18 protein-coding genes and 2 pseudogenes are annotated in these 23,786 nt (G+C 62.9%); 11 read left to right on the top strand and 9 right to left on the bottom strand.

The genetic code is table 11. The features are described from left to right. Nucleotides 1-97: pseudogene (locus G9463_RS19055) on the top strand (IS5/IS1182 family transposase); the annotation flags it as partial. Between the two features lie 123 nt (nt 98-220). On the opposite strand, the gene G9463_RS19050 reads toward G9463_RS19055, so the two are convergent. From G9463_RS19050 to sucC, 4 genes are all read right to left on the bottom strand, one after another. Next, the gene (locus G9463_RS19050) at nt 221-457 is read right to left on the bottom strand and encodes a hypothetical protein (protein ID WP_004593153.1); all 237 of its coding nucleotides are present in this window, start codon (nt 455-457) and stop codon (nt 221-223) included. 247 nt (nt 458-704) lie between these two features. Continuing rightward, nucleotides 705-1,697 carry an ATP-binding protein gene (locus G9463_RS19045; RefSeq protein ID WP_165897550.1) on the bottom strand — a complete coding sequence of 331 codons (993 nt, stop codon included), beginning with the start codon at nt 1,695-1,697 and terminating at the stop codon, nt 705-707. Nucleotides 1,698-1,740: 43 nt separating this feature from the next. Beyond that, nucleotides 1,741-2,613: a succinate--CoA ligase subunit alpha gene (sucD, locus tag G9463_RS19040; protein ID WP_004962346.1), complete on the bottom strand. Its 873-nt coding sequence runs from the start codon at nt 2,611-2,613 to the stop codon at nt 1,741-1,743. Further along, nucleotides 2,610-3,758 (bottom strand): ADP-forming succinate--CoA ligase subunit beta, encoded by a 1,149-nt coding sequence (sucC, locus tag G9463_RS19035; RefSeq protein ID WP_004962343.1) that lies wholly within the window; start codon nt 3,756-3,758, stop codon nt 2,610-2,612. The genes sucD and sucC overlap by 4 nt, the downstream gene beginning before the upstream one ends. Nucleotides 3,759-4,062: 304 nt before the next feature. Between sucC and G9463_RS19030 the strand changes: the two genes are divergently transcribed. After that, a complete protein-coding gene (locus G9463_RS19030; RefSeq protein ID WP_165897549.1) occupies nt 4,063-4,845 on the top strand; it encodes an NAD-dependent deacylase in 783 nt (260 codons plus the stop codon). A 4-nt stretch (nt 4,846-4,849) separates the two neighbouring features. Here G9463_RS19030 and G9463_RS19025 read toward each other — a convergent pair whose 3' ends face one another. Beyond that, a complete protein-coding gene (locus G9463_RS19025) occupies nt 4,850-5,275 on the bottom strand; it encodes a DUF5793 family protein (protein ID WP_165897548.1) in 426 nt (141 codons plus the stop codon). Between the two features lie 102 nt (nt 5,276-5,377). On the opposite strand from G9463_RS19025, the gene G9463_RS19020 reads away from it, so the two are divergent. The 5 genes from G9463_RS19020 (at nt 5,378) to G9463_RS19000 (ending at nt 12,593) form a co-directional block, all read left to right on the top strand. Further along, nucleotides 5,378-5,878, top strand: coding sequence for a TIGR04206 family protein (locus tag G9463_RS19020; protein ID WP_165897547.1), 501 nt, complete (start codon nt 5,378-5,380; stop codon nt 5,876-5,878). 133 nt (nt 5,879-6,011) lie between these two features. Next, nucleotides 6,012-7,631 (top strand): type II/IV secretion system ATPase subunit, encoded by a 1,620-nt coding sequence (locus G9463_RS19015; RefSeq protein WP_165897551.1) that lies wholly within the window; start codon nt 6,012-6,014, stop codon nt 7,629-7,631. Nucleotide 7,632: 1 nt separating this feature from the next. Further along, the gene (locus G9463_RS19010; protein ID WP_165897546.1) at nt 7,633-10,080 is read left to right on the top strand and encodes a type II secretion system F family protein; all 2,448 of its coding nucleotides are present in this window, start codon (nt 7,633-7,635) and stop codon (nt 10,078-10,080) included. 38 nt (nt 10,081-10,118) lie between these two features. Further along, entirely contained in the window at nt 10,119-11,783 is a 1,665-nt protein-coding gene (gene ligA / locus G9463_RS19005) for an ATP-dependent DNA ligase LigA (RefSeq protein ID WP_165897545.1), read from the top strand. Between the two features lie 63 nt (nt 11,784-11,846). After that, nucleotides 11,847-12,593: an MBL fold metallo-hydrolase gene (locus tag G9463_RS19000; protein WP_165897544.1), complete on the top strand. Its 747-nt coding sequence runs from the start codon at nt 11,847-11,849 to the stop codon at nt 12,591-12,593. Here the strand turns inward: G9463_RS19000 and G9463_RS18995 are convergent, their stop codons facing one another. Further along, nucleotides 12,594-13,700: a DNA topoisomerase IV subunit A gene (locus G9463_RS18995; protein WP_004962323.1), complete on the bottom strand. Its 1,107-nt coding sequence runs from the start codon at nt 13,698-13,700 to the stop codon at nt 12,594-12,596. A 1-nt stretch (nt 13,701) separates the two neighbouring features. Further along, nucleotides 13,702-16,092, bottom strand: coding sequence for a DNA topoisomerase VI subunit B (locus G9463_RS18990; protein ID WP_165897543.1), 2,391 nt, complete (start codon nt 16,090-16,092; stop codon nt 13,702-13,704). Between the two features lie 138 nt (nt 16,093-16,230). Between G9463_RS18990 and gyrB the strand changes: the two genes are divergently transcribed. After that, the gene (gyrB, locus tag G9463_RS18985; protein ID WP_004962319.1) at nt 16,231-18,159 is read left to right on the top strand and encodes a DNA topoisomerase (ATP-hydrolyzing) subunit B; all 1,929 of its coding nucleotides are present in this window, start codon (nt 16,231-16,233) and stop codon (nt 18,157-18,159) included. Beyond that, on the top strand, nt 18,156-20,600 hold the full coding sequence (gene gyrA, locus G9463_RS18980) for a DNA gyrase subunit A (RefSeq protein WP_165897542.1): 2,445 nt from the start codon (nt 18,156-18,158) through the stop codon (nt 20,598-20,600). Before gyrB ends, gyrA begins: the two co-directional genes overlap by 4 nt. A 219-nt stretch (nt 20,601-20,819) precedes the next feature. Here the strand turns inward: gyrA and rocF are convergent, their stop codons facing one another. Together rocF and G9463_RS18970 are read right to left on the bottom strand one after the other, a co-directional pair. After that, a complete protein-coding gene (gene rocF / locus G9463_RS18975; protein ID WP_165897541.1) occupies nt 20,820-21,734 on the bottom strand; it encodes an arginase in 915 nt (304 codons plus the stop codon). A 63-nt stretch (nt 21,735-21,797) separates the two neighbouring features. Continuing rightward, the gene (locus tag G9463_RS18970) at nt 21,798-22,715 is read right to left on the bottom strand and encodes an NAD-dependent epimerase/dehydratase family protein (RefSeq protein WP_007187984.1); all 918 of its coding nucleotides are present in this window, start codon (nt 22,713-22,715) and stop codon (nt 21,798-21,800) included. 110 nt (nt 22,716-22,825) lie between these two features. Here G9463_RS18970 and G9463_RS18965 point away from each other — a divergent pair, with 110 nt between their 5' ends. Together G9463_RS18965 and G9463_RS18960 are read left to right on the top strand one after the other, a co-directional pair. Next, nucleotides 22,826-23,359 (top strand): Rrf2 family transcriptional regulator, encoded by a 534-nt coding sequence (locus G9463_RS18965; protein WP_004515710.1) that lies wholly within the window; start codon nt 22,826-22,828, stop codon nt 23,357-23,359. Nucleotides 23,360-23,503: 144 nt separating this feature from the next. Further along, nucleotides 23,504-23,786, top strand: a pseudogene (locus tag G9463_RS18960) (NAD(P)/FAD-dependent oxidoreductase); the annotation flags it as partial.

The following is a 23,786-nucleotide window of genomic DNA, read 5'->3' as shown; positions in this document are numbered from 1 at the left end:
CGACGCCGTGCGAGCGCTCGGCTGGTATCGACAGTTCCGTGAGATTGTCCTGATGTTCGCCATCTCGAACATAGAACCGCTCTGTGAACCACTCTAACCGTGACTCAGCATCTATTCAACACGGCAGCATTTACCGCTACTGGCCAACTGAACAGGCGAGCGACATATGTCCAATCGTTGTTGTCCGACAGCTACCGTCCCGGCCTGTTCTTTCTACCAGCTACTGCTTGGTTACGCGTGCGTCCGATACTTTGTGGATGTCGTCGTCAATGCCGGTGCCGTCGCAGTCATCGTTCGGACATCGATAGTGCCAGCCATCTTCTGTGGCCGCTCGTTCGGTAAACCGGTCGCCACATTCGTCACAGTAGAGCTGCCCGTCCGAACACGTGTCGCGGTGGAGTTCGAGTTCGAGCTCTGTGCCAAAGGTCCGCTTGCAGTTCCGACAAATATGAGGCATATTCGAAAATACAGATTCATCCCTTATAGCGATACCGGAACGTTCACGGCCGCTTCTTTCCGTTGACGGAAGGTACCGGTCGGCTGCCGTCCGTCGGTTTTCGGTGTCACATACATCTCACATCTCGGACAGTAAAGCGTGGCAGAGCTGACTATCCATGTACACAGCTCGGCAAAGGCCAGTTCGGGGCCAGATACTTCGGCCACTGTGTCTCCGACTCACCACTCTGCTATATGTGACAAAACCGCTAGCCCGTCGTCACGTCGATCCGCGTGCCGCCAGATTCGCTCTCATCGACCGACACGGTCCACCTGTGGGCTCTCGCCGCGGTGTCGACAAGGAACAGTCCGTACCCCTCACCCTCCCGCGTTGTCCCAAAGCCCTGTTCAAACACCTTGTCGCGGTCCGCTTCGGGAATTCCCGGGCCGTCATCGGCCACGTAGAATCCCGAATCAGTGGCACCGATGGTGACGGTCACCGGTCCCTCGCTGTGTGCGACCGCGTTGTCGAACAGTTCGCGAAGCAGCAACTGCAGGCGGTCGTGTTCGGCATCAATAGCTGCGTCTGTCGCCACTTCGAGTGTCGCGTTCTCGTAGCTTGCTGCGGCCCAGACCGTAGTCGCTACGTCAGCCAGTGCGAGCGACTCAGTCTCCGAGATGGGGCACGCGATGGTTCCGATGCGAGAGAGGTCGGTAAGCAGTGATTCGACTCGGTTGACGGACCGAAACAGGGCGTCTTCGTGGGGCTCACCGATGTCCAGTAGCTCTAACCGGCCCATGACGACGTTCAGCGGGTTCTTCGCGTCATGAGAGACGCCGCTCGAAATCTCGTCCCACTGTCTGGCACCGACCCGCCAGTCAGTCGGCCACCGGGTCGCGTACGCGTCGAGTTTCGCGGCCAGCAGGGATGCCGGCGTTTCTGCGGTCACATACTCGGTGACGCCGGCCCGGAGCGCCTCGGTGACCCGGTCCGGTTCGGGCTTGGTCCCGACAAGCACAATCGGAATCTCAGCCCCGCCTGCCCGCAGTTCCTCGAATGCCGCAACCCCGTTGTATTCACCGTCGTCACCGAGAACGACACCCCTGACGTCCCCGTCGTTCAGCCGGTCCTGTACGGTGCTCGTGTCTGGGACTGCCTCGGCGGTTGTCTCGTCCGTCGTCAGTGCTTCGGAGAGTGTCTTAGCCAGGTCAGTCGCTTCGGTACCGGCCACGAGATAGACGGTGCCACGAGCAGGCGTCATCCCGTGCTACTACGAAAACAGGCGGTAAGAAACCGACGGTGCCCTACAGCAGGTCTTCGACGTGGTCGGCGACTTCCTCCGGCGTGTCACCGACAGGGACGCCGTTGTCCTCTAGCGCGGTAATCTTCGACTGCGCGGTCCCGGTACCGGAGCCGGAGACGATAGCGCCGGCGTGGCCCATGCGCTTTCCGGGCGGTGCGGTCCGACCGGCGATGAAGCCGGCGACCGGCGTGTCCATGTGCTCGCCGATGTAGCGGGCGGCCTCTTCCTCGTCTTCACCGCCGATTTCGCCGCACATCACGACGGCGTGGGTGTCGGGGTCGGCCTCGAACTGTTCGAGCGCGCCGATGAAGTCCGTCCCGATGATGGGGTCGCCGCCGATGCCGATGGCCGTCGACTGGCCGATGCCGCGGTTGGTGAGGTTGTCGACGACCTGGTAGGTCAGCGTCCCCGAGCGGGAGACAAGGCCGACGTTCCCGGACGAGAAGATGTTCCCCGGGAGGATGCCGAGCTTGGCGACGCCGGGCGTGATGACACCGGGGCAGTTCGGACCGACGAGATGCGTGTCGGTCTCCTGCAGTTTGCGGTAGACCCGGGCCATGTCCTGGGTCGGAATGCCCTCGGTGATGGCGACAACGAGGTCGATACCCTTCGCATCGAGCGCCTCGAAGCAGGCGTCGCCGGCGAAGGCCGGCGGCACGAACACGACGGCAGCGTTCGCATCGGCCTCACGGGCCGCGCCCTGCACGGTGTCGAACACCGGCACACCGGCGACTTCCTGCCCGCCGCGGCCAGGCACTGCGCCGGCGACGACGTTCGTGCCGTACTCCAGCATCTGCTCGGTGTGGAACTTCCCTTCACCGCCGGTAATTCCCTGTACAACGACGCGCGTGTCTTCGTCGACTAGAACACTCATGCTTCCACCTCCTTTGCGTACTCAACCGCACGCTGGACGGCGTCCTCCAGCGTGTGCTCGACCGTCACCAGATCCTCGTTCAGGATTTCCATCCCCTCCTCTGCGTTGGTCCCTGCGAGTCGGACGGTGACCGGCTTCGGGATCTCGTCGAACTGCTCCAGCGCCTGATTGATGCCGTTGGCGACCTCGTCACCACGGGTGATACCGCCGAAGATGTTGAACACGACCGAATCAACATTCTCGTCGGAGAACACCATATCGAGCGCGTTTGCGATACGGTCGGCCTTCGCGCCGCCACCGACATCGAGGAAGTTGGCGGGCTCGCCGTCGTAGTAATCAACGAGGTCCAGCGTCGTCATCACGAGGCCCGCACCGTTGCCGATGATGCCGACGTTGCCGTCGAGTCGGACGTAATCGAAGCCGTACTCGTCGGCCTTCTGTTCGAGTTCATCGCCTTCCGCCGCTTCCTCGCCCATCTCCGCGATTTCGGGCTGGCGGAACAGGGCGTCACCGTCGACGTTCATGACGGCGTCGGCCGCGATGACCTCGTCATCGCTGGTAATCATCAGCGGATTGATTTCCGTGTCAGCGCCGTCGCGGTCGTCCCAGAGCTGGTACAGCGTCGTGAGGACGCTCGCCACGTCGTTTGCGACCTCGCGGTCGACACCGGCCTCGTAGACGACTTTCCGGGCCTGGAACGGGTGCATTCCGAAGGCCGGGTCGATGTGCTCGCGGGCGATGGCGTCGGGGTCTTCTTCGGCGACCTCCTCGATGTTGACGCCACCTTTCGTCGAGACCATTGCGACGGGGCGGCCCTCGCCGCGGTCCATCGTCACGCCGACGTACAGCTCGTTGACGAAGTCGACGGCTTCCTCGACAAGCACCTTCGAGACGTGGTAGCCCTTGAGGTCCATCCCGATGATGTCCTCGGCGGCCTCGCGGGCCTCCTCCTTGGACTCGACGAGCTTGATGCCGCCGGCCTTACCGCGGCCGCCCACGTGGACCTGTGCCTTGATGGCGACCGGATATCCGATTTCCTCGGCCGCGTCGACGGCCTCATCTACTGTCTCGGCCAGCTGCGAGGCGGGCGTCGGGATGCCCGCGTCAGCGAAGACTTGCTTCGCCTGGTATTCGTGCAAGCGCATGTCATGCAGAAAGGCGAGCGGTGGCGATTTAAATCCGTCCGTTTCTCTTCTTGCGACCAAGCAGGTAGTCCCAGTTTACTGTGGGTAGCGAGAGCGAGCTATAGTAGCTATTGAAAATCAATGCACACCTGATCGCACGACAGCAGTGCGATTAGTGTGTAAATAATTTCAATTGTTACTATAAACGCACGCGGTGGTATCCAGTTGCAGTATAGAGGCTCGAAACACGAAGGCGCATCCACGGTCGTCCCTGCTGTCCCGTTCAATCCGATAGACCCACAGCGCTGGACTCCGAAGCAAGCGTATGGCCGACGACAGGCACGGGATCGACGATATTGACGGCGAAACGCTCGATGCGGTGGCCGAGGCGCTTCGCACCGCCGAAACTGCTGTCGCGCTCACCGGCGCAGGCGTCTCGACCGCATCGGGCATCCCCTCCTTTCGCGGCGACGACGGTATCTGGGAACGCCACGACCCCGCGGACTTCCACCGCCGTCGGCTCGACGCCGACCCAGCGGGCTTCTGGGCGGACCGACTCTCGCTGCGGGAGGCCATCTACGGCGACATAGACCCCGAGCCCAACGCCGCCCACGAGGCGCTGGTGGCGCTTGAAGCGGACGGCCTCCTCGACGCCGTGCTCACGCAGAACATCGACGGGCTGCACGACGCCGCCGGGACGGACCGGGTCGTCGAACTGCACGGAACCCATCGGAGCGTGGTCTGTGACGACTGCGGTCACCGTCGGGAGGCCGAGGCGGTATTCGAACAGGCTGCCGAAAGCAGCGACTTGCCGCCACGCTGTGACTGCGGCGGCGTCTACCGGCCCGATGTGGTGCTGTTCGGCGAACCAATGCCCGACGTGGCGATGAACGAGGCCCAGCGTCTCGCACGGGACAGTGACGTGTTTCTGGCGGTTGGCTCGTCGTTGTCGGTCCAGCCGGCGTCGCTCCTGCCGAAAATCGCGGCTGAGGGAGACAGTACGCTGGTCGTGGTAAACTACGAGGAGACGCCGCGTGACGCGAGTGCGGCCTATGTGCTCCGTGCGGATGTCACGCAGGTGCTCCCGGCGATTGTCGAGCGGCTGTAGCGGGTTACAACTCGACGCTGCCGGGAATTAGGCTCTGCCCGCGCAGGAGGCTCCCGTCGTGGTCGTAGACGAGCAGCGTCCGTAGCTCGTAGGTTCGTGACTCGCCCTCGCCGTCGGTGAGACGGACTGTAAACTGTGGGTCTTCTTGAGCGTCCGCCGCGGAGACGAGCGCGTCGATGTCCGCCGTCGGTGCTGTCGCCTCAAAGATGTACTCACCGGTGAGGCGGTTCGTCAGCGAAAGCACCCCGTCGCTTTCGGGCTGGCGGCGGAAGGTCACGTCGATCTCCTCGCCATCGAGTGTGCCGCCGTCTACTTTACTGAGGCGCTCGCGGAGCTCTCCTGTCGGCCCATCGTATACAATCGCGATCGTCGGGTCGTCGTTGTCGGTGGCCGAAGCCTGGATGTCGACGGTGAAGTAATCACGCCTCATTCCGGTGTTTACAGGTACGTGGCCCGGCCAAATGAACGTAACGGCGCACCGACTGTCGGTATCGGTAGCTTTTACCGGACCGGCCCACCCTCTGACAGTAGTATGGCATGGGTGAAATCAGAGTACGCGGGCGAGTTCGCAGTGCTTGCGACGTGGCTCGTGGGGCTGGCCCCGTGGTCGGTGTCGCTGTTCGAGATTGAGGGGGTGACTGTCGTCGGGCTTCGCTTTCTTCCGTTCCGGTTCCAGTTCATCTTCGGAGCGACGCTCCCCGGAGAGCGGCCGTTTCTCTGGGCGTGGCAGGTCGCCGCGTTTCAGGAGTCGGAGCCGCTTGCGCTCGCCGGGACACTCGGGGTCGCGGCCCTGGTCGGCTTCCTGTTCCCGCTCGGCCTCAGCCTCTACTACTACGCCGCTGAGGACCGCGTTGAAGCGGTTCTCCCTATGGACCCAGTGCGAGTGTTTGGTGGGCTGCTTGGGCTTGTTGGCGTCCTCACGCTCGCGGCCAGCGGGCTGTTCATCACGTCGTTCCCCGGTATCACCGTCCCCATCGGGGCGCTCGTCGCCCTCGTGTTCGCCTATTTGCTGCTGACTGTCGACCGCGCGTGACAGCCAGTCCGGTCCCGTTCGTCCGACCGCTGGCGATTATACTCCTGATAATTTGGCGAGCGAATTTAAGTAGGTGGATACGATAGCAGAGGTATATTCCGCGGAGCACCGTGTGCTCCCCACTGACCCACCGATGTCGAACCCAGAATCTCCCGAACCCGGTGCCTTCGTTTCGGACCCCCTCGGCCACATCCAGTCGTGGCTCTCGCGGACCGCGACGGTGTTGAGCGGGTCAGCGGTTCCGACGGCGAACTACGACCCGAGCCGCCACGGGACGCTGGTCGAATTCGACGGTCTGAACGGCTATAACGAGGTGGAACGCTACTGGTTGAATGCCCCGTTCGCCTTCGCCTCTATCAACCACGACCCGGAGCGCGACGAACACCTGTATCACGTCGTTGAGCCGTCACTGAACGACATCGAGCGGGAACTGCTTGACCGCCTGTTCGAGGACATTCGCATCCCGCTTATCTACCGCGACGATGTCGACGCCGACCCGGAGCGCGTCCTCGCCGAAGAACTCGAAGCCAGGCTTGAGGAGTACGGCGTCGTCATCGAACCCGAGACGTTCTACCGCCTGTTTTATTACCTGCATCGCTCCTTCCAGGGCTACGGTCACATCGACCCTCTGATGCACGACCCGGACATCGAGGACATCTCCTGTGACGGGGCGAACCTCCCCATCTTCGTCTACCACGACGGCTACACGGACATCGAGACGAACATCACCTACGACGCCGACGAACTGAACGACTTCGTCATCCAGCTAGCCCAGCGCTCCGGTCGGCACGTCTCCGTCTCTGACCCTGTCGTCTCGACGACGCTCCCGGACGGCTCCCGTATTGAACTGGCGCTCGGCGAGGAAGTGACCCCACGCGGCTCCGCGTTCACGATCCGGAAGTACGCCGACGAGCCGTTCACGCCTATCGAACTGCTGGAGTACGGCACGTTCTCCGTCGAGATGCTGGCTTACCTCTGGCTGGCAATCGAGTCCAACAAGTCGCTCATCTTCGCCGGCGGAACGGCGGCCGGCAAGACCACGTCGATGAACGCGCTGGCGATGTTCCTCCCGCCCCGGTCGAAGGTACTCTCAATTGAGGACACCCGCGAGCTATCCCTGTATCACGACAACTGGCTCTCCTCAGTCACCCGCGAGCGACTGGACGATTCGGACATCACGATGTACGACCTGCTGCGGTCCGCGCTCCGGCACCGCCCCGAGTACATCATCGTCGGCGAGGTTCGTGGTGAGGAAGCTATCACGCTGTTCCAGGCGATGAACACCGGGCACACGACGTTCTCGACGATGCACGCGGACTCGGTCCAGACCGTCATTAACCGGCTGGAGAACGAGCCAATCAACGTCCCGCGGCCGATGGTTCAGAGCCTCGATATCCTCTGTGTGCAGGTGCTGGCCCGCTCGGGTGACGAGCGCGTCCGCCGTGCCAAAACGCTCGCCGAAATCGAGGGCATCGACCAGCGAACCGGCGAACTGGACTACTCGACGACATACAACTGGCGGGCCACCGAGGACCGTTTCTCCGAGAACAACAGCGAGCTACTGGACGAAATCCGCGAGGAGCGCGGCTGGAGTCAGTCAGAACTGCTGACCGAACTCCGTAACCGCCAGCGGTTCCTCCGCTATCTCCAGTCCGAGGGCATCACCGACTACCGGAAGTTCACGGCGATGGTCAACAAGTACTACGCGGACAAGGAACAGGTCATAGCGAACATCGACGATGCGATAGCCTGACATGGCGCTGAACCCGCTCGGTCTGGCTCCGCTCGCCGTCGTCGTCGGGATTCTCGGGCTTATCGGCTACAGCACCGTCAACGAGCGCTTCGACCGCAACGTCACGCGGCTGTCTCGACGGCTCTTCGGCCGGTACGTAGGCCAGTCGCCAAGACGCGAACGACAGCTCGAAGCCGCATACGTCGACGAGACGTACCGCGGCTACGCCGCCAGAACGCTGGTGTACGCCTGTGTGGGGGCTGTCGCCGGCGCTATCACCGGCGCGTACGCCATCGGCGGCTTTCTGCTTGTGTTACCGGCGCTAGTGAACCTTGCACAGGGGCTCCCCTCGACGATGGTGACCGCCTTCGGCCTGCGAACGTTTGAACTCGTGTTGACGCCGACGCAGACGCTCTACATCCTCATCGGCGGCGGCGTGCTTTCGGGCGCGGCGACGGCCGGCCTCACGTACCTCTACCGCTGGGAACGGCTCAAGAATCAGGCAGACGTGCGAAGCCGGAACATCGACGAGGGGATGGCCCGCACCATTGCCTTCATGTACGCGCTGTCCCGCGGTGGGATGTCCTTCCCGGATGTGATGCGTGTCCTGGCCCGGAATCAAGAAATCTACGGTGACACAGCCAGAGAGGTCGGCGTCGCTGTCAGGGGGATGGACCTGTTCGGCCGGGACATGATAACGGCGCTCGAACACGTCTCCCGGCGGACGCCCAGCGAACGGTTCAAGACGTTCATCGAGAACCTTTCTAGCGTCCTCCAGAGCGGCCAGTCGCTGGCCCCGTTCCTCCGCGAGCAGTACGAGCGCCATCAGGAGGAAGCCGCCGAGCGTCAGGAGGACCTGCTGGAACGGCTGGCAACGGTCGCCGAGGCGTACGTCACCGTGTTCGTCGCCGCCGTGCTCTTCTTGATGACGATTCTCCTCGTGTTCGGCCTGACGACGACGGACACGCTCTGGCTGTTACAGATGATGGCATATCTCGTCATCCCGCTGGCTAACGTCGGGTTCATGGTATATCTCGATAGCAAGCTCCAGTCGCTGGGTATCGGGAACGGCGGGACGACGGATATTCTGGACCGGTACGAAACGGCGACGCTGGGGAAACCCAGTCTGGGGTCCGGCCCTCTCGGCCTGCCTGATGGCGGCGTCGTCCCGGCCGACGAGGCGAACTGGGACCGGCTCAGGTTCCACGACCGCGTGAAATCGCTTCGGGAACTGCTCAGCTCCCCGATTCAGTCGCTGGTCTGGAACCCGGTGTACGTCCTCTATCTCACCGTGCCCGTCGCGGTAGTGCTGTTGCTCGTCCGTGCCCCACCTGCGTTCCAGGCATCGACGGTCAACATCCGTCTCCTCGACGACCTCGTCATCCAGTCAGTCCTGCTGATTCTGGGGCCGTTCGCGCTGGTTCGGTTCATCTACACGCAGCGGCTGTCCCGCATTGAGGACGCGACGCCGGACCTGCTCGAACGGCTGGCAAGCCTGAACGAGGCCGGGATGACTGTCGTCGAGAGCCTCCGACGGGTCCGCGGCAGCGACATCGGTGTACTCACGCAGGAGATGCACCGCATCTGGGCCGACATCAGGATGGGCGCGAACGTCGATGACGCGCTCGTCCGGTTTGGCCGCCGGGTCCAGACGACGGCGATAACGCGCATCGTGACGCTGCTGACCCACGCGATGCACGCCTCGGGCCAGCTCGGCCCGGTGTTCCGCATCGCAGCCACCCAGTCGCGGGCCGACCTCCGGCTGAAACGGCGGCGACGCCAGCAGATGCTTACCTATCTCGTCGTCATCTACGTCGCCTTCCTGGTGTTTCTGGTCATCATCGTCGCCGTGCAGGAAGTGCTCGTCCCGAGCCTGCCCTCCAGCGTACCGACGCCGGCCGGAGAGTCGAACCGCCTCGGTGTCGGCGTCGACCAGTTCGCTCGCTTTGGGCGCGTCGACAAGGCCGCGTACACGCTGGTCTTCTTCCACACTGCGCTGATTCAGGCGGTCCTGACCGGCTTCATCGGCGGCCAACTCGGGGAAGGAACGCTCAAGGACGGCGCGAAACACGCTGCGATTCTGCTGGGCGTCGCGTACGTCGCGTTCATCTTGCTGTCCTCGCCGGTCGCGTCGATGACGGTCACCAGCCCCGCCGTGTCCGGCGACCAGATAACGGTCGAATCAGCGTCTCTTTCGGAGGGAGGGTTCATTGTTGTCCGGGAGTTCGAGGAGGACGGCAGAGTGCTCGGGACCTCCGAGTACCTTTCTTCAGGGTCCCACGGCGACGTACAGATAACGCTTGACAGGCCGCCGTCGACTGGCCAGTCGCTCGTACTCGTCGCCCATCAGGACACCAACGGGAACCAGCAACTCGACTACCCCTTCGACAGTAATTCAGGGACCCCGGACCAGCCGTATTCGTCGTCGACGGCTGGCGAGAACGTCACCGTCGAGTACACGGTCGAGTGACGCTGGATTTACGGTTCACAATCGGGTAGGAGGCGCTGATGGAGTTTGCCGCCTTCGCCGACCGCGCCGAAGCAATAGAATCTGAGAGTGCCGATACCGCGATTACGGAGGCGGTGACCGACCTGTTCCGAGCATCCGGTTCGGACCTCTCGACGCTTGCTCGCTTCGTTCAGGGTCGAGTGTTTCCGGCCTATGAATCCCGCACGCTCGATATCGGGCCGCGGCTCTGTTACGAGGCGATTGCCCGGGCGGCCGGCCGGAACGTCAGCGCCGACGACGTGGAACAGCGGCTGGCCGATATGGGTGAAATAGGGGCCGTTGCGGCCAGCTACGACCTCGGTGGTCAGCAGGGCCTCGCCGCGTTCGGTGCTGGTGGTGGAGGGGACGACGCGCTGACCGTCGCGGAACTCGACGACGAGCTACGGAACCTGGCGGCTGTCGACGGCAGTGGGAGCCAAGGGACGAAAGTCGATATCCTCTTTGGCCTGTTCTCGCGGTGTTCGTCGACGGAAGCCGGCTACCTCGCCCGCCTCGTCCTCTCAGAGATGCGTATCGGCGTCGGCGAGGGGACGGTCCGGGACGCCGCCGCGGCCGCTTTCGACGTGCCGGTCGAGGCCGTCGAACGGGCCGTGCAGGTGTCGAACGACTACGGTATGGTTGCCGAAGTGGCCCGCGACGAAGGGGAGTCCGGACTGGCGACCGTCACCCTCGAAATCGGTCGCCCCGTTCAGGCGATGCTGGCACAGGCGGGCACGGTCGCTGGCGCGCTCGAAGACTGGGACCGCGCCGCGGTCGAGTGGAAGTACGACGGCGCTCGCGTGCAGGTCCACTTCGACGGCGAGGACGCGCGGCTGTTCTCCCGGAACATGGAGGAAGTCACCGACCCGCTCCCGGAGGTTGTCGAGACCGTGGAGTCGACGCTGGACGCACCGGCAATCCTCGACGGTGAGGTGGTCGCGGTCGACGACCGCGGCGACCCGCTCCCGTTTCAGGAGGTCTTGCGGCGCTTCCGCCGGAAACACGACGTGGCCGCGGCACGCGAAGACGTGGCCGTCCGGCTACACGCATTCGACTGTCTGCACGCCGCCGGTGAGGACCTGCTCGACGCCGCGCTGGAAACGCGCCACGACCGTCTCGAATCGCTGTTCCCGGCTGACAGCGACGTTGTCTCGCAGATGTGGCTCTCGGACGACCCCGACGAGATTGAAGACCTGGAAACGGCGGCCCTCGACGCTGGACAGGAGGGTATCATGCTGAAGGACCCGACAGCGGCGTACTCGCCCGGCAAGCGGGGCAAGCACTGGCGCAAGCGCAAACCCGACGTAGAGACGCTGGATTGCGTCGTCACCGGCGCGGAGTGGGGCGAAGGCCGCCGGGCGAACGTGCTCGGCTCGTTCGAGCTTTCTGTCCGAACCGACGACGGCTACGCCACCGTCGGGAACGTCGCGACTGGCATCACCGACGAGGAACTGGACGACCTGACCGAGCGGTTCGAACCGTACATCCGGAGCGAGGACGGCCGCGACGTAGTGCTCGACCCGGCCGTTGTCTTCGAAGTCGGCTACGAGGAGATACAGGCTTCCCAGTCCTACGCCTCGGGCTACGCGCTTCGGTTCCCCCGGTTCCTCTCGGTCCGCGAGGACAAGACGCCTGACAGCGCTGACTCGCTTGCGCGCGTTGAGCGACTGGCCGAGTCACAGTAGCGCCGCTGGGCCGTTTCGAGACGGACCGACACGCGTAATGGGCGTCTCCAAGAACAACCGTTCATGACAGTCCGACACGACGGCATCACTGCGGAGTGGCTCGGCTACGCGACCCTGCGGCTGGAAGGCGAGGACACGGTGGTTTACTTCGACCCCGGCCGGTACGGCGTCCTGACCGGCGAGTGGGAACCGGACACGCCCGGCATCGGCCATCCGCCGACGCGGGACTACGCCCCGAAAGACGGGGATATCGTCTGTGTGACCCACATCCACCACTACGACCCCGACGGCATCCGCCGCGTCGCAAGCGAGGACGCCACCGTCGTCGCGTTCGAGGGTATCAACGTCCACGCGACCGACCGCGACCTCGACCGCCTCGCCGACCTCGACTACGAGGTCCGCAAGGTGTCGATGGAGGCCGACGTGCTGGTCGACGATGTCCCGATCTGGACCATGCCGGCCTACAACCACGAGGACGGCCGGAACCTGAAGGACGACGGCAGCCCGATTCACCCGAAAGGTATCGGCTGTGGCTTCCTCGTCGCCATCGACGACACCCGCGTGTTCTGGCCCGGCGACACCGACGTGCTGGACGGCCACGCCGAACTCGACGTGTCGCTGTTCGTCCCCTCTATCGCCAAGAACTACACCATGAACCGCCACGAGGCCGCCGACCTCGCTGAAGCGATGGACCCCGACCTCGTGCTCCCGATGCACTACAACACGTTCGAGTCGCTCGAAGCCGACTCGGGTGCGTTCGCCGAGGATGTCGCAAAACGCGGCGTTCCGGTCGTGCTGGACGAGAGCTAATCAGAGGATACCCATCTCGTCCAGCCGTTCGGGCAGGTAGGTTTCCGTCACGAAGTCAAGCCCCCGAGACGCGAGCGCCTGCTGCTCGGCCTTCTTGTTGATATCGAGCTGGAGTTCGATCTGCTCCTCCCAGAAGTCGGTCTGGAAGCGTGGGTCCTCCAGTTCGCTCTCCAGGGCGTTGACGTCGGAGTCCGACAGCGGGTCCGTCGGCAGTTCGTACTCGACGATGTCCTCCGGGCGGATGCCGATGAACTGCGCTTCGGGCGTCGCCAGATACTCCGAGAGGTGTGCGCTCTTGATGGAGCCGTAGGAGACCGACCCGAAAATACGGTACGACCACGGGTCACCGTCAGTAAACACCGTGACCGGGAGGTCGAGTTCGTCGTGGAGGCGCTTGATGAGCCGCCGGGTCGCCCGCGCGGGCTGACCGCCGAGGTGGACCACCAGCGCGTCGTACTCGTCGTCGAAGCCGTTCTCGACGAGTCGGTCGCGCATGCCGCCGGTCTCCACGCAGAGGACGAACTTCGCGTCGTTGTCGAGGAACTCGATGGTGTCAGGATTGTTCGGAATCTGGTAGCCGCCCTGGCCCACGTCGTCCTGACAGTGGATTTCGCGGTCCCCGCGGTTGGTCTGCTCGCGGAGGAGCAGCGGCCCCATTACCTTTGCCCCAGACTCCTCCGGACGCATGTGGAAGTCCTCGCGCTTGACATCGGAGACGATTTCCAGATCTTCGATGAGGTTGTTCGACTCGTCTTGCGTGTTGAACTGGGCCTCGTCGAGGTCCCAGGACTCCGAAAGGTAGTACAGTTCACGCAGGGTCGATGAGCGGTCTTCCTCCAGTTGCTGGGAGAGGAAGTCGATGGTATAGACGGCCTTCAGGATCTTTTCGGCCCCGGATATCGTCTTGGCCGACCGCGTGGAGTTCCGGTCGCCGTACACCCAGACCTGTTCGTCCTCGTCGAAGACGATGTTGGACTTGGTCCGGGTCGGGATGGTCATCGTCGGCACCTCGCCGTCGGCGAACTGGTCGTAGAAGTCCGCCGCGAGGTCGATGAGTTGCTCGCGCGCTTCCTCGGTGTCGGGTGTGGTGTCTGAGTCGGTGCTCATATCAGGCGTTCACCGTGAGTTTCTCCTCTTCGATGCCGTCGACCGAGACGGTGAACTCGGCCTCGCCAGTCACGCTGTATTCGAGGACGGCGGTCTCGCCGGCCGCCACTGTCGGGGACCACTTGACGAACCACTCGCCGTCCATCTCGACGACCGTCGCGCCGTTGGTGACCTGCGGTTCGGCGGTGACGATGTCGGTCAGTTCCACGTCCGCGTTCGTGTCGTCGTTGTTCTCGATACGGACCCGGACCGTGTCGTCCTCGACCTCGCGCTCGACGAGGACGTTGTTCATGATGCGGGCCAGCGAGTCATCAATGTGTAGCTCGTCGTTGTCCGTGACTTCGGTGAGTTTTTCGGCCATCTCGGGCAGGATAGTCGCCAGCTTGTCCTGCTTCTCGCGGCGCTGTTGCATCGACCGACGCTTGTTCAGGTAGCTCTTGAGTTCGCGAGCAGCCTCCCGGATGGCGAGTTCGATTTCGTCTTCCATCTCGGGGACGTTGGCGATGGCGTCCTTGGACTCGCTGGTGAAGGGTACGTTCGTCGAGGCGACGTGGACCATGATGACGGCCGGCCCCTTCGGGATGCCCGAGCCGCCGGGCTGGTCGAGGTTGTAGTTGCGCCAGCGGATGGACTTCACAACGTCAGTCGTCGCACAGGCCCCGCGCTGGTACACCAGCGGGACCCGGTTGGCGAATCGCATCACGTCGACTGTCCCCTCGCTTTCGAGTTCACCGCCGTAGGCGATACCGGCCTCGACGATGAACGGGTCGCCGCCGTGGACCGACGCGTCTCGCGTCGACGCGGCGTAGAAGTCCGCATCGAACTCTTTCCGGAGTCCTTCCTCGACGAGTTCCGCGCTGATGGGGGAGAGACAGTCCGTCGGCGGCGCGATGATGTCCGTCTCGCGCATCGCCGACAGCAACTGACTCGCCGTATCGCGGTCGTCGGCGATGTCGGAGACCTTCGGCGGCTCCTCCGGGACGCCCTCGGCGGCCGTCCAGAGCGCCTCTAGCACGTTCTCACGGGCCGTCTCGCCGAAGGTGGCGTCGTCTTGCTCCTCGGTCATGTCGGCCGCGCGGTCGATGTAGCCCCGGAGTTCGTCGCGGGTCAGCCGGTGGCGGCCGTCGTCGTCGAACTTGTCGGCCAGTCGGCTCGCCAGCCCCTCGACTGCGGCGTCGTCCTTGCGTTTCGTCGTCACGTCGTCGACGAGGGCGTAGAGGTCACTCGACAAGTTGTCGCTGACGGCGTTCCAGGCCGCGTCGACGGCGTTTTCTCGAACTGTCGCGCCGAACGTCGTGTCGCCGTCCGCTTCGGCGTCTTCGGCCGCCGAATCGACGATGGATTCGACCTCGTGGTACGCGACCCGGTCGCGGTCGTGGATAGCATCGGAGACGGCGGCTGCGAACGTCGCAGTGGTTTCAGCGCCCTTGTTCGCCACGGCGTCCTCGACAGCGCGCTCGATATCGGCGTCCTCGTTGACTTTCGGCGGCTGCCAAGCCATGCCGCGGCCGTAGTGCCGGTCGTTGAAGTTCGCGATGACGCTGTCGGCGGTCTTCCCGCCGACGCGGGTGAACTCCTCCTGCATGAAGCCGGATACGGAGTACGAATCCGTCGCTTCGAGCATCTTCAGGAGCGTCCCCAACTCGACGCCGTGGGGGTGCGGGCGGATCTCTTCGGTCTCGTCGGGGAGTTCCGCGCGCTCGGCCCGCTCGAACTTCAGGGACTCGTCCAGCCCCGGTTCGTCGAACTCGACGCGGGCGTGAGGGTTGACAACAGCGGTGTCCTGAATGTAGTCCCGCAGCGTCGACCGGGCCCGCATGTTGGCCTCCATCTCCAGTTCGATTCGCGTCCCGTGGGGTCGCTCCCACGTCGTTGTCTCGTCGACGCTAATTTCGGGTTCGTTAGTGTCCGTGTCGACGATGAGTTCGAAGTACTGCGCCTCGTCCTGACCCTTCGGCCGGGACGTTATTTTTGCGGGCTTGCCGGAAGTCAGCTGTGAGTAGAGCACGGCCGCGGAGATACCGATCCCCTGCTGGCCGCGGTTCTGCTCTCTGGCGTGGAATCGGGACCCGTACAGAAGCTTCCCGAAGATCTTCGGCGCTTGTTCCTTCGTAATCCCGGGGCCGTTGTCCTCAACGACCAGCTTGTAGTAGTCCCCGGACTCCTGAATCTCGACGTAGATATCGGGGAGAATACCGGCTTCCTCGCAGGCGTCGAGCGCGTTGTCAACGGCTTCTTTGACGGCCGTAACGAGCGCCCGGGCCTCCGAGTCGAAGCCCAGCATATGCTTGTTCTTCTCAAAGAACTCGGCGATGGAGATGGCCCGCTGGGATTCGGCCAACTCCTCGGCGATCCCCTCGCCCTCGCCGAGTTGCGACTGATACGAGGTCATTGTCGTGCGGTACGTACCCGCGTCGGGGTTAAAAGGTAATCGCCACCGGAGTGAAAGTAAACCCTCGCTTCAAAATCGCAGCCCCGCGCGCGTGCGGGAGCTTTATACGTCCCCCTCTATTAGGACGGGTAAGTTCCTATGTCAGGAGAGTCTGATGAGTACGGCGCAAAGTCGATCCAGACCCTTGAAGGGCTGGAAGCCGTCCAGAAGCGACCCGCGATGTATATCGGGTCGACGGACGCTCGTGGCCTCCACCATCTTGTCTACGAGGTGGTCGACAACGCGATCGACGAGGCGCTCGCCGGCTACTGTGACAACATCGACGTAACGATTCACGACGACGGCTCCGTCTCTGTCAGCGACGACGGCCGGGGAATCCCCGTCGATACCCACGAAGAGCACGGCCGCCCGGCCGTCGAGGTCGTGATGACGATCCTCCACGCGGGTGGCAAATTCGACAACAAGTCCTACCAGGTCTCCGGCGGACTCCACGGGGTCGGGGTGAGCGTGGTTAATGCGCTTTCGAAGTGGCTCGAAGTCGAAGTCAGGCGCGACGGCGCGCTCTGGAAGCAGCGCTTCGACCACGGCAAACCGGAGTACGACCTGAAGAAGGTCCGCGACCTCAAGCCCGACGAAGAGACGGGGACCACGGTCCGGTTCTGGCCTGACGACGAGATCTTCGAGACCGGCGAGTTCAAGTTCTCGACGCTATCGTCCCGACTGCGTGAACTCGCCTTCCTCAACTCCGGTGTCGCCATCTCTATCGACGATGAGCGCGACGGCGAAACGGAGACGTTTGCCTACGACGGTGGCATCCGTGAGTTCGTCGAGTACCTGAACGAAACCAAGGACCCGCTTCACCGGGATATCATCTACTTCGAGGACGAAGAAGAGATCGCGGAGGGGCCGGTACAGGTCGAGATTGCCATGCAGGGGACCGACGACCTGCAGGGCTCGATCCACGCCTTTGCAAATAACATCAACACACGCGAGGGCGGGACACACCTCACAGGATTCAAGACATCACTCACACGGGTCATTAACGACTACGCGACCGACAATAATCTGCTGAAAGATCTGGACGATACACTCAAAGGCGACGACATCCGCGAAGGGCTGACGGCCGTCATCTCTGTCAAACATCCCGACCCACAGTTTGAGGGCCAAACCAAGACGAAACTCGGCAACAGCGAGGTCCGTGGCATCGTCGAATCGGCGATGCACGACGGACTGGCGACCTTCTTCGAAGAGAACCCCGACACGGCCGAAGCCATCGTCGGGAAGGCCGTTGAGGCCGCAAAGGCGCGGAAGGCCGCACAGAAGGCCGAAGAGCTCACCCGGCGGAAGTCGGCACTCGACTCGACCGCACTGCCCGGAAAGCTGGCCGACTGCCAGACCCGGGACCCCGAGGAAGCCGAACTGTTCATCGCCGAGGGTGACTCCGCGGGCGGCAGCGCCAAACAGGGCCGCAACCCGGATTTCCAGGCGATTCTCCCCATCAAAGGGAAGATCCTGAACGTCGAGAAACACCGGCTGGACCGGATTCTGGAGAACAACGAAATCCGGAACCTCATCACTGCGCTCGGGACCGGTATCGGCGACGAATTCGACATTGAGGACCTGCGGTACGAGAAGATCATCCTGATGACCGACGCAGATGTCGATGGGGCACACATCCGGACGCTCCTGCTGACGCTGTTCTACCGGCACATGAAGCCGTTACTGGAAGCCGGCTACGTCTACGCCTCCCAGCCGCCGCTGTACCGGATTCGCTACCGCGGTAACACCTACGACGCGATGACGGACGCGGAGCGCGACCAGATCATCGAAGAGAAGTGTGACGGCAACCCCACCCATGTCCAGCGGTTCAAGGGCCTCGGTGAGATGAATCCCGAACAGCTCTGGGAGACGACGATGAACCCCGACAACCGGATTCTCAAACAGATCACCATCGAGGACGCCGCGGCCGCCGACAAGATGTTCAATATCCTGATGGGCGACGCCGTCGAACCGCGCAAGGAATTTATCAAGGAGCACTCGCCTGAAGCGGAGTGGGTCGACATATGAGTTCTGACGCTAACGATGCCAACGCCCCGGCAGAGCGGATCGAGCACGTCCGCATCGAGGACGAGATGGAGCAGTCCTACATCGACTACGCGATGTCGGTCATCGCGGGTCGGGCGCTCCCGGACGTTCGGGACGGTCTCAAACCCGTTCATCGACGCATCCTCTATGCGATGCACGAGATGGGCGTCTCCTCGAACACCGCCCACCGGAAGTCCTCCTCGATTGTCGGCGACACCATGGGTGATTACCACCCACACGGCGGCTCAGCCATCTACGACACGCTCGTCCGGATGGCACAGGACTTCTCGATGCGGTATCCGCTGATAGACGGACAGGGGAACTTCGGCTCGATGGACGGCGACCCCGCGGCCGCCATGCGATACACAGAGGCCCGGATGGATCCCCTTGCCGAGGAACTGCTCGAAGATATCGAGAAAGACACCGTCGACTTCTCCAGTAACTACGACGACCGCCTGCAGGAACCCGACGTGCTGCCGTCGAAGGTCCCGAACCTCCTGTTGAACGGGTCGTCCGGGATTGCTGTCGGCATGTCGACCAACATCCCGCCGCACAACCTCGGCGAGCTGGTCGACGCGACGGTCCACCTGCTCGGAAACCCCGACTGTACGGTCGAGGACCTGATGGAGCACATCAAGGGGCCGGACTTCCCGACCGGCGGCAACATCGTCGGCCGCGACGCCATCTACTCGGCGTATGCGACCGGTCGAGGCCGCTTACGGGTCCGCGCCGAATACGAAGTCGACCCCGAAGAGGGGCGCATCGTCATCAGCGAACTCCCCTATCAAGAGAACAAGGCCCGCGTCGTCGAGCGTATCGCCGACGACGTGAACGAGGGGAAAATCGAGGGGATCTCGGACCTCCGCGACGAGTCCGACCGCAACGGCGTCCGTATCGTCGTCGAACTCAAGCGCGGGGCAAACATCGACGTGGTCGAAAACCGACTGCTCGACCATCACCTCGAATCCACGTTCGGCGTGATCAACCTCGCGCTGGTCGATGGCCAGCCCAAGGTCCTCTCGCTGAAAGAGAGCCTCCAGCACTACATCGACCACCGCCGCGAGGTCGTCCGCCGACGCTCCGAGTACGACCTCGCCGAAGCCGAGGACCGTGCCCACATCCTCGAAGGTCGGCTGAAGGCACTCGAAAACGTCGAGGACGTAGTTGAGCTTATCCGTAACAGGGAAGACCGCGACGCCGCTCGCACCGGGCTGCAGGAGTCCTTTGATTTCTCCGAGGAGCAGGCCGCCCACATCGTCCGGATGCAACTCGGTTCGCTCACCTCGATGGAAGCAGCTGAAATCGAAGACGAGTACGAGGACGTGCAGAACACTATTGACTACCTCGAATCCGTCCTCAACAGCCGCGAAAAGCTCGACAGCGTCATCGCCGACGAACTTCAGGAAGTCAAGGACGACTACGACGACGACCGCCGAACAAGCATCATCGAGGACGAGGGGCAGGTCACTCACGAGGACCTCATCCCTGAAGAAGACTGCGTCGTCGTCATCACCGAGGACGACTACATCAAGCGGATGCCGGTCGAGAACTTCGATCCCCAGAACCGCGGCGGCAAGGGAATCATCGGGGCCGACCCCAAGGAGAACGACCGCGTCTCGAAAGTATTCCGGGCCAACAGCCACGACTACCTGCTCTGTTTCACCAATCAGGGACAGGTCTACCGGCTCAAGACCTACGAGATCCCGGAAATGTCCCGAACCGCACGGGGCAAGTCCGCTATCAACCTCATCGACCTGGACGACGGCGAGGAACTGACCGCCGTCGTCTCGACCGACGAGTTCGGCGACGACGAGTGCATCACGATGGTGACCCGGAACGGCTACGTCAAGCGGACCTGCTGTTCTGAGTTCGAGAACATCCTCTCGACGGGTATCATCGCGGCCAAACTCGAAGACAGCGACGAACTCATCGACGTGGATGTCACCGACGGCACCGGCGACCTCGTCATCGCCACGGAGGCGGGGATGACCATCCGCTTCAGCGAGAGCGAAGTCAGCGAGATGGGCCGTTCCGCACGCGGTGTCAACGGCATCAAACTGCAGGACGATGATAAGGTCGCGGCGATGGTCGCCACTGACGACGACGACCCCCGGTCGCTGTTGACCGTCACGGAACACGGCTTCGGGAAGCGGACCAAACTCGACGAGTATCGCACCCAGTCACGCTACGGCAAGGGCCTCATCGACATCAAGACCGACGACCGCAACGGTCGCGTGTCGACGGCCAAGGCCGTCACCGACGAGGACCATCTGGTCATCATGTCCGAACAGGGCCAGATCATGCGCATCCGCGCCGGCGACGTGTCCCAGGTCGGTCGGAACACAAAGGGTGTGACGATTATGGGGCTCGAAGAGGATGACCGCGTGGCGAGTGTGACAGTTGTGCCGGCAGAAACTGAATAGCAGCCGCGAGCGAAGCGAGCGGCCTTTTTCGCCCACGTTTTTGCCGCGAGTGGTGGCCTCCGGCCACCCGAGCGGGAAAAAGGTGGAAGCGGGGTGACGATTATGGGACTCGAAGACGACAATCGCGTGGCGAGCGTGACAGTCGTGCCAGCCGTCACCGAAGAATACGGCCCGATTCCCGGTCGCGCGGTTTGGATTGCCTCCTTGCCGTCTAAACAGTTACAGTACGCGCTTGCCCAAGGCACTGGCGACGAGTTCACAGGCCAGTTCGGCAGTGCGGTTGTGCTCGTCGAGAATCGGGTTCACTTCGACCAGTTCCATCGAGCGCAGCTGGTCGTGCTGTTCGGCGACGTACTCCATTGCGATGTGGGCCTCGCGGTAGGAGACGCCGCCACGAACCGGTGTCCCGACGCCGGGGGCCTCCGTCGGGTCGAGCCAGTCGAGGTCGAGCGAGACGTGTATCCCGTCCGTCCCGTCGGTTGCGATATCCAGCGCCTCATCGACGACTGCCGGCGCGCTCCGGGCGTCGATATCCGACATCGTGTATGCCGTGATATCGCTTTCTTCGATCAGCCGGCGTTCCCCGTCGTCCACGTCTCGCAGCCCAACGATGACGACGTTTTCTTCGCTTACCGCTGGTGTGTGCGCCCACGCATGGTCGGAGAACGCACCGAGACCGAGGACAGCCGCCAGCGACATCCCGTGGATGTTCCCGCTGGGTGTCGTCGCCGGCGTGTTGAAATCGCCGTGCGCGTCGAACCAGATGACGCCCAGCTCTTCGTCCTCGCGGGCTGCACCGGCGACGGTTCCAATGCCGATAGAGTGGTCGCCACCCAGAACGAGCGGGAACCGTCCCTCCCGGAGGGTCGCGTCGACCGCCGTCGTCACGTCCTCACAGACCTCTTTTGTCTCTCTGAAGAACTTCGCGCGCCCACTGTCCAGACCACCGGCATCGGGGTCGCGCTCCTCCGGTCGCGGCACAGCGATGTCGCCGCCGTCGATGCAGTCGATACCAATATCCGACAACTGGTCGGCGAGGCCGCCGTACCGTATTGCTGACGGTCCCATGTCGACGCCGCGCCGGTCAGCGCCGAGGTCCATCGGCACGCCGAGAACACGAACCTGTTCTTGCATACTGTCGCCTCCACGGGCGGCGAATAAAGACCCAGCGTTGAGCCGACGGCAGTCAGTTATCGCCTACGTATACGGCGCACAGACCAGCTCGATGCCCTCTTCGAAGCTGGTCTCCGGTTCCCAGCCCGTCGCCTCGTGCATCTTCGAGAAGTCGGCACAGGTGTCGTGGACGTACACGTCCTCGGGGATCGGGTTCTCGATGTACTCCGGCTCGATGTCCGTTCCGAGCTCGTCGTTCAGCATCTCCACGACGGTGTTGAAGTCGTAGGCCTCGCCGGTACCGAGGTTGTACACGTCGTTCAGTTCGTGTTCGGCGGCCAGGATGAGCCCGCGGACGATGTCGTCGACGTGGGTGAAATCGCGGGTCTGCTCGCCGTTGCCGTACAGCTTCGGTGCGTCGCCGCTGGCAAGGTCGTCGGCGAACTGGGCGATGACGTTGGCGTACTCGCCTTTGTGTTCCTCCGCGCCGCCGTACCCCTGATACACCGAAAAGAAGCGCATCCCGGCCAGCGTAAGGTCGTAGTGGTTCTGGAAGTACTCCGCGTACGTCTCCCGGGCCATCTTCGAGGCCTCGTAGCCGGTGTTGACCGTCACGTCCATGTCTTCCGGCGAGGGCTCGGTCCGACTGCCGTAGATTGAGGACGTCGAGGCGTAGACGATGGTGTCACAGCCGTCGTCCCGGGCCTGCTCAACCGTGTTGACGAACCCCTCGACGTTCACGCGAGCGCCGTGGGTCGGATTGTCCTCGTGCATCGCGTAGGAGGAGAGTGCCGCGAGGTGAAACACCACGTCCACGTCAGTCGGCAGGTCGTCGTCGAGGACACTCTGTTCGACGTACTCTACGTCTTCTGATACGTTCTCAGGCGTGCCAAGATAGCCGTCATCCAGGGCGACGACATCGTTGTTCTCGGCCAGTTTGTTTGCGAGGTTTGCCCCGATAAACCCCCCACCGCCAGTCACCAGAACGCGCTGATTTTCCATATCTGTGTCAGGTCAGCGCTGGAATAAAGTACTAACGTTTTCCGCGATTCTAAGACGGTTCCAGACGGTTTACCGTCGCATTTAAGGACGGCTGTACCGAACAAGAGATTATGTCATCTATCGAACTGACACCCAGTCAAAAGAACATTCTGCAGGAACTGGTAAATCTCTATCGGGAAAGTGAAAGCGCTGTCAAAGGCGAGGACATTGCCGAGAAAGTCGACCGGAACCCCGGCACGATTCGAAACCAGATGCAGAGCCTCAAAGCCCTGCAGCTGGTCGAGGGCGTCCCTGGCCCCAAAGGTGGGTACAAGCCCACCGCCAACGCCTACGACGCGCTCCAGATTCAGGACATGGACCAGGCCGCCGAAGTCCCGCTACGCCACAACGGCGAGCTTGTCGAACACTCAAATGTCGAGGAGATCGACCTGACCAGCGTCCACCACCCCGAGGAGTGCCGCGCCGAGATTCAGCTTCAGGGCACGATGTCCGAATTCCACGAGGGCGACTCGGTGACAGTCGGACCGACACCGCTGTCGAAGCTCCAGATTATCGGGACCCTCGAAGGCAAGGACGACACCAACAACAAACTCATTCTCGCTATCGATGATATGCGGGCACCGGCGGGCGAGCCGGAACACTAGTACGTCTCACTGGTCTTTTGAATTGTTTTTTGCGGTCACCGGGGCCGCATCGTACCGCTCTGACGATGAGCAGCGCTGGGGAATTGTTCCCCCGCTGAGAGGGATTTCAAAGGGTTTGTATCAGTCGGTTGCGGAGTCTGCGATATGACAGAGAACGTAGTGGTGCTCGGTTCGGGGTACGCTGGCGCGGGAGCAATAAAGAGCTTAGAGGACGAGTTAGATGGCCAGACGGACGTTGATGTCACCTGGATTTCTGAGACGGACTATCATCTGGTCTTGCACGAGTCTCACCGCTGCATCCGGGACCCGAGCGTGCAGGAGAACATCGCCATCCCTGTCCACGAAATCAAGCAGCCGTCGACGTCATTTATTCAGGACGAGGTCGTCGGCATCGACACCGACGCCCAAGAAGTGGCCCTCGCCGACT

It is taken from the genome of Haloarcula sp. JP-Z28 (assembly GCF_011440255.1).
GTDB lineage: Archaea > Halobacteriota > Halobacteria > Halobacteriales > Haloarculaceae > Haloarcula > Haloarcula marismortui.
The sequence above is the reverse complement of the archived record's forward strand: the minus strand, read 5'-3'. Positions and strand labels throughout refer to the sequence as shown.

What these genes read in the sequence shown, in the direction of transcription:
- G9463_RS18995 (WP_004962323.1), bottom strand. Translation starts at nt 13,700, where the DNA reads ATGAGCACCGACTCAGACACCACACCCGACACCGAGGAAGCGCGCGAG.
- gyrA (WP_165897542.1), top strand. Translation starts at nt 18,156, where the DNA reads ATGAGTTCTGACGCTAACGATGCCAACGCCCCGGCAGAGCGGATCGAG.
- ligA (WP_165897545.1), top strand. Translation starts at nt 10,119, where the DNA reads ATGGAGTTTGCCGCCTTCGCCGACCGCGCCGAAGCAATAGAATCTGAG.
- G9463_RS19045 (WP_165897550.1), bottom strand. Translation starts at nt 1,697, where the DNA reads ATGACGCCTGCTCGTGGCACCGTCTATCTCGTGGCCGGTACCGAAGCG.
- G9463_RS19020 (WP_165897547.1), top strand. Translation starts at nt 5,378, where the DNA reads ATGGCATGGGTGAAATCAGAGTACGCGGGCGAGTTCGCAGTGCTTGCG.
- G9463_RS19010 (WP_165897546.1), top strand. Translation starts at nt 7,633, where the DNA reads ATGGCGCTGAACCCGCTCGGTCTGGCTCCGCTCGCCGTCGTCGTCGGG.
- G9463_RS19030 (WP_165897549.1), top strand. Translation starts at nt 4,063, where the DNA reads ATGGCCGACGACAGGCACGGGATCGACGATATTGACGGCGAAACGCTC.
- rocF (WP_165897541.1), bottom strand. Translation starts at nt 21,734, where the DNA reads ATGCAAGAACAGGTTCGTGTTCTCGGCGTGCCGATGGACCTCGGCGCT.
- G9463_RS19000 (WP_165897544.1), top strand. Translation starts at nt 11,847, where the DNA reads ATGACAGTCCGACACGACGGCATCACTGCGGAGTGGCTCGGCTACGCG.
- sucD (WP_004962346.1), bottom strand. Translation starts at nt 2,613, where the DNA reads ATGAGTGTTCTAGTCGACGAAGACACGCGCGTCGTTGTACAGGGAATT.
- G9463_RS19025 (WP_165897548.1), bottom strand. Translation starts at nt 5,275, where the DNA reads ATGAGGCGTGATTACTTCACCGTCGACATCCAGGCTTCGGCCACCGAC.
- G9463_RS18990 (WP_165897543.1), bottom strand. Translation starts at nt 16,092, where the DNA reads ATGACCTCGTATCAGTCGCAACTCGGCGAGGGCGAGGGGATCGCCGAG.
- G9463_RS19050 (WP_004593153.1), bottom strand. Translation starts at nt 457, where the DNA reads ATGCCTCATATTTGTCGGAACTGCAAGCGGACCTTTGGCACAGAGCTC.
- G9463_RS19015 (WP_165897551.1), top strand. Translation starts at nt 6,012, where the DNA reads ATGTCGAACCCAGAATCTCCCGAACCCGGTGCCTTCGTTTCGGACCCC.
- gyrB (WP_004962319.1), top strand. Translation starts at nt 16,231, where the DNA reads ATGTCAGGAGAGTCTGATGAGTACGGCGCAAAGTCGATCCAGACCCTT.
- G9463_RS18965 (WP_004515710.1), top strand. Translation starts at nt 22,826, where the DNA reads ATGTCATCTATCGAACTGACACCCAGTCAAAAGAACATTCTGCAGGAA.
- G9463_RS18970 (WP_007187984.1), bottom strand. Translation starts at nt 22,715, where the DNA reads ATGGAAAATCAGCGCGTTCTGGTGACTGGCGGTGGGGGGTTTATCGGG.
- sucC (WP_004962343.1), bottom strand. Translation starts at nt 3,758, where the DNA reads ATGCGCTTGCACGAATACCAGGCGAAGCAAGTCTTCGCTGACGCGGGC.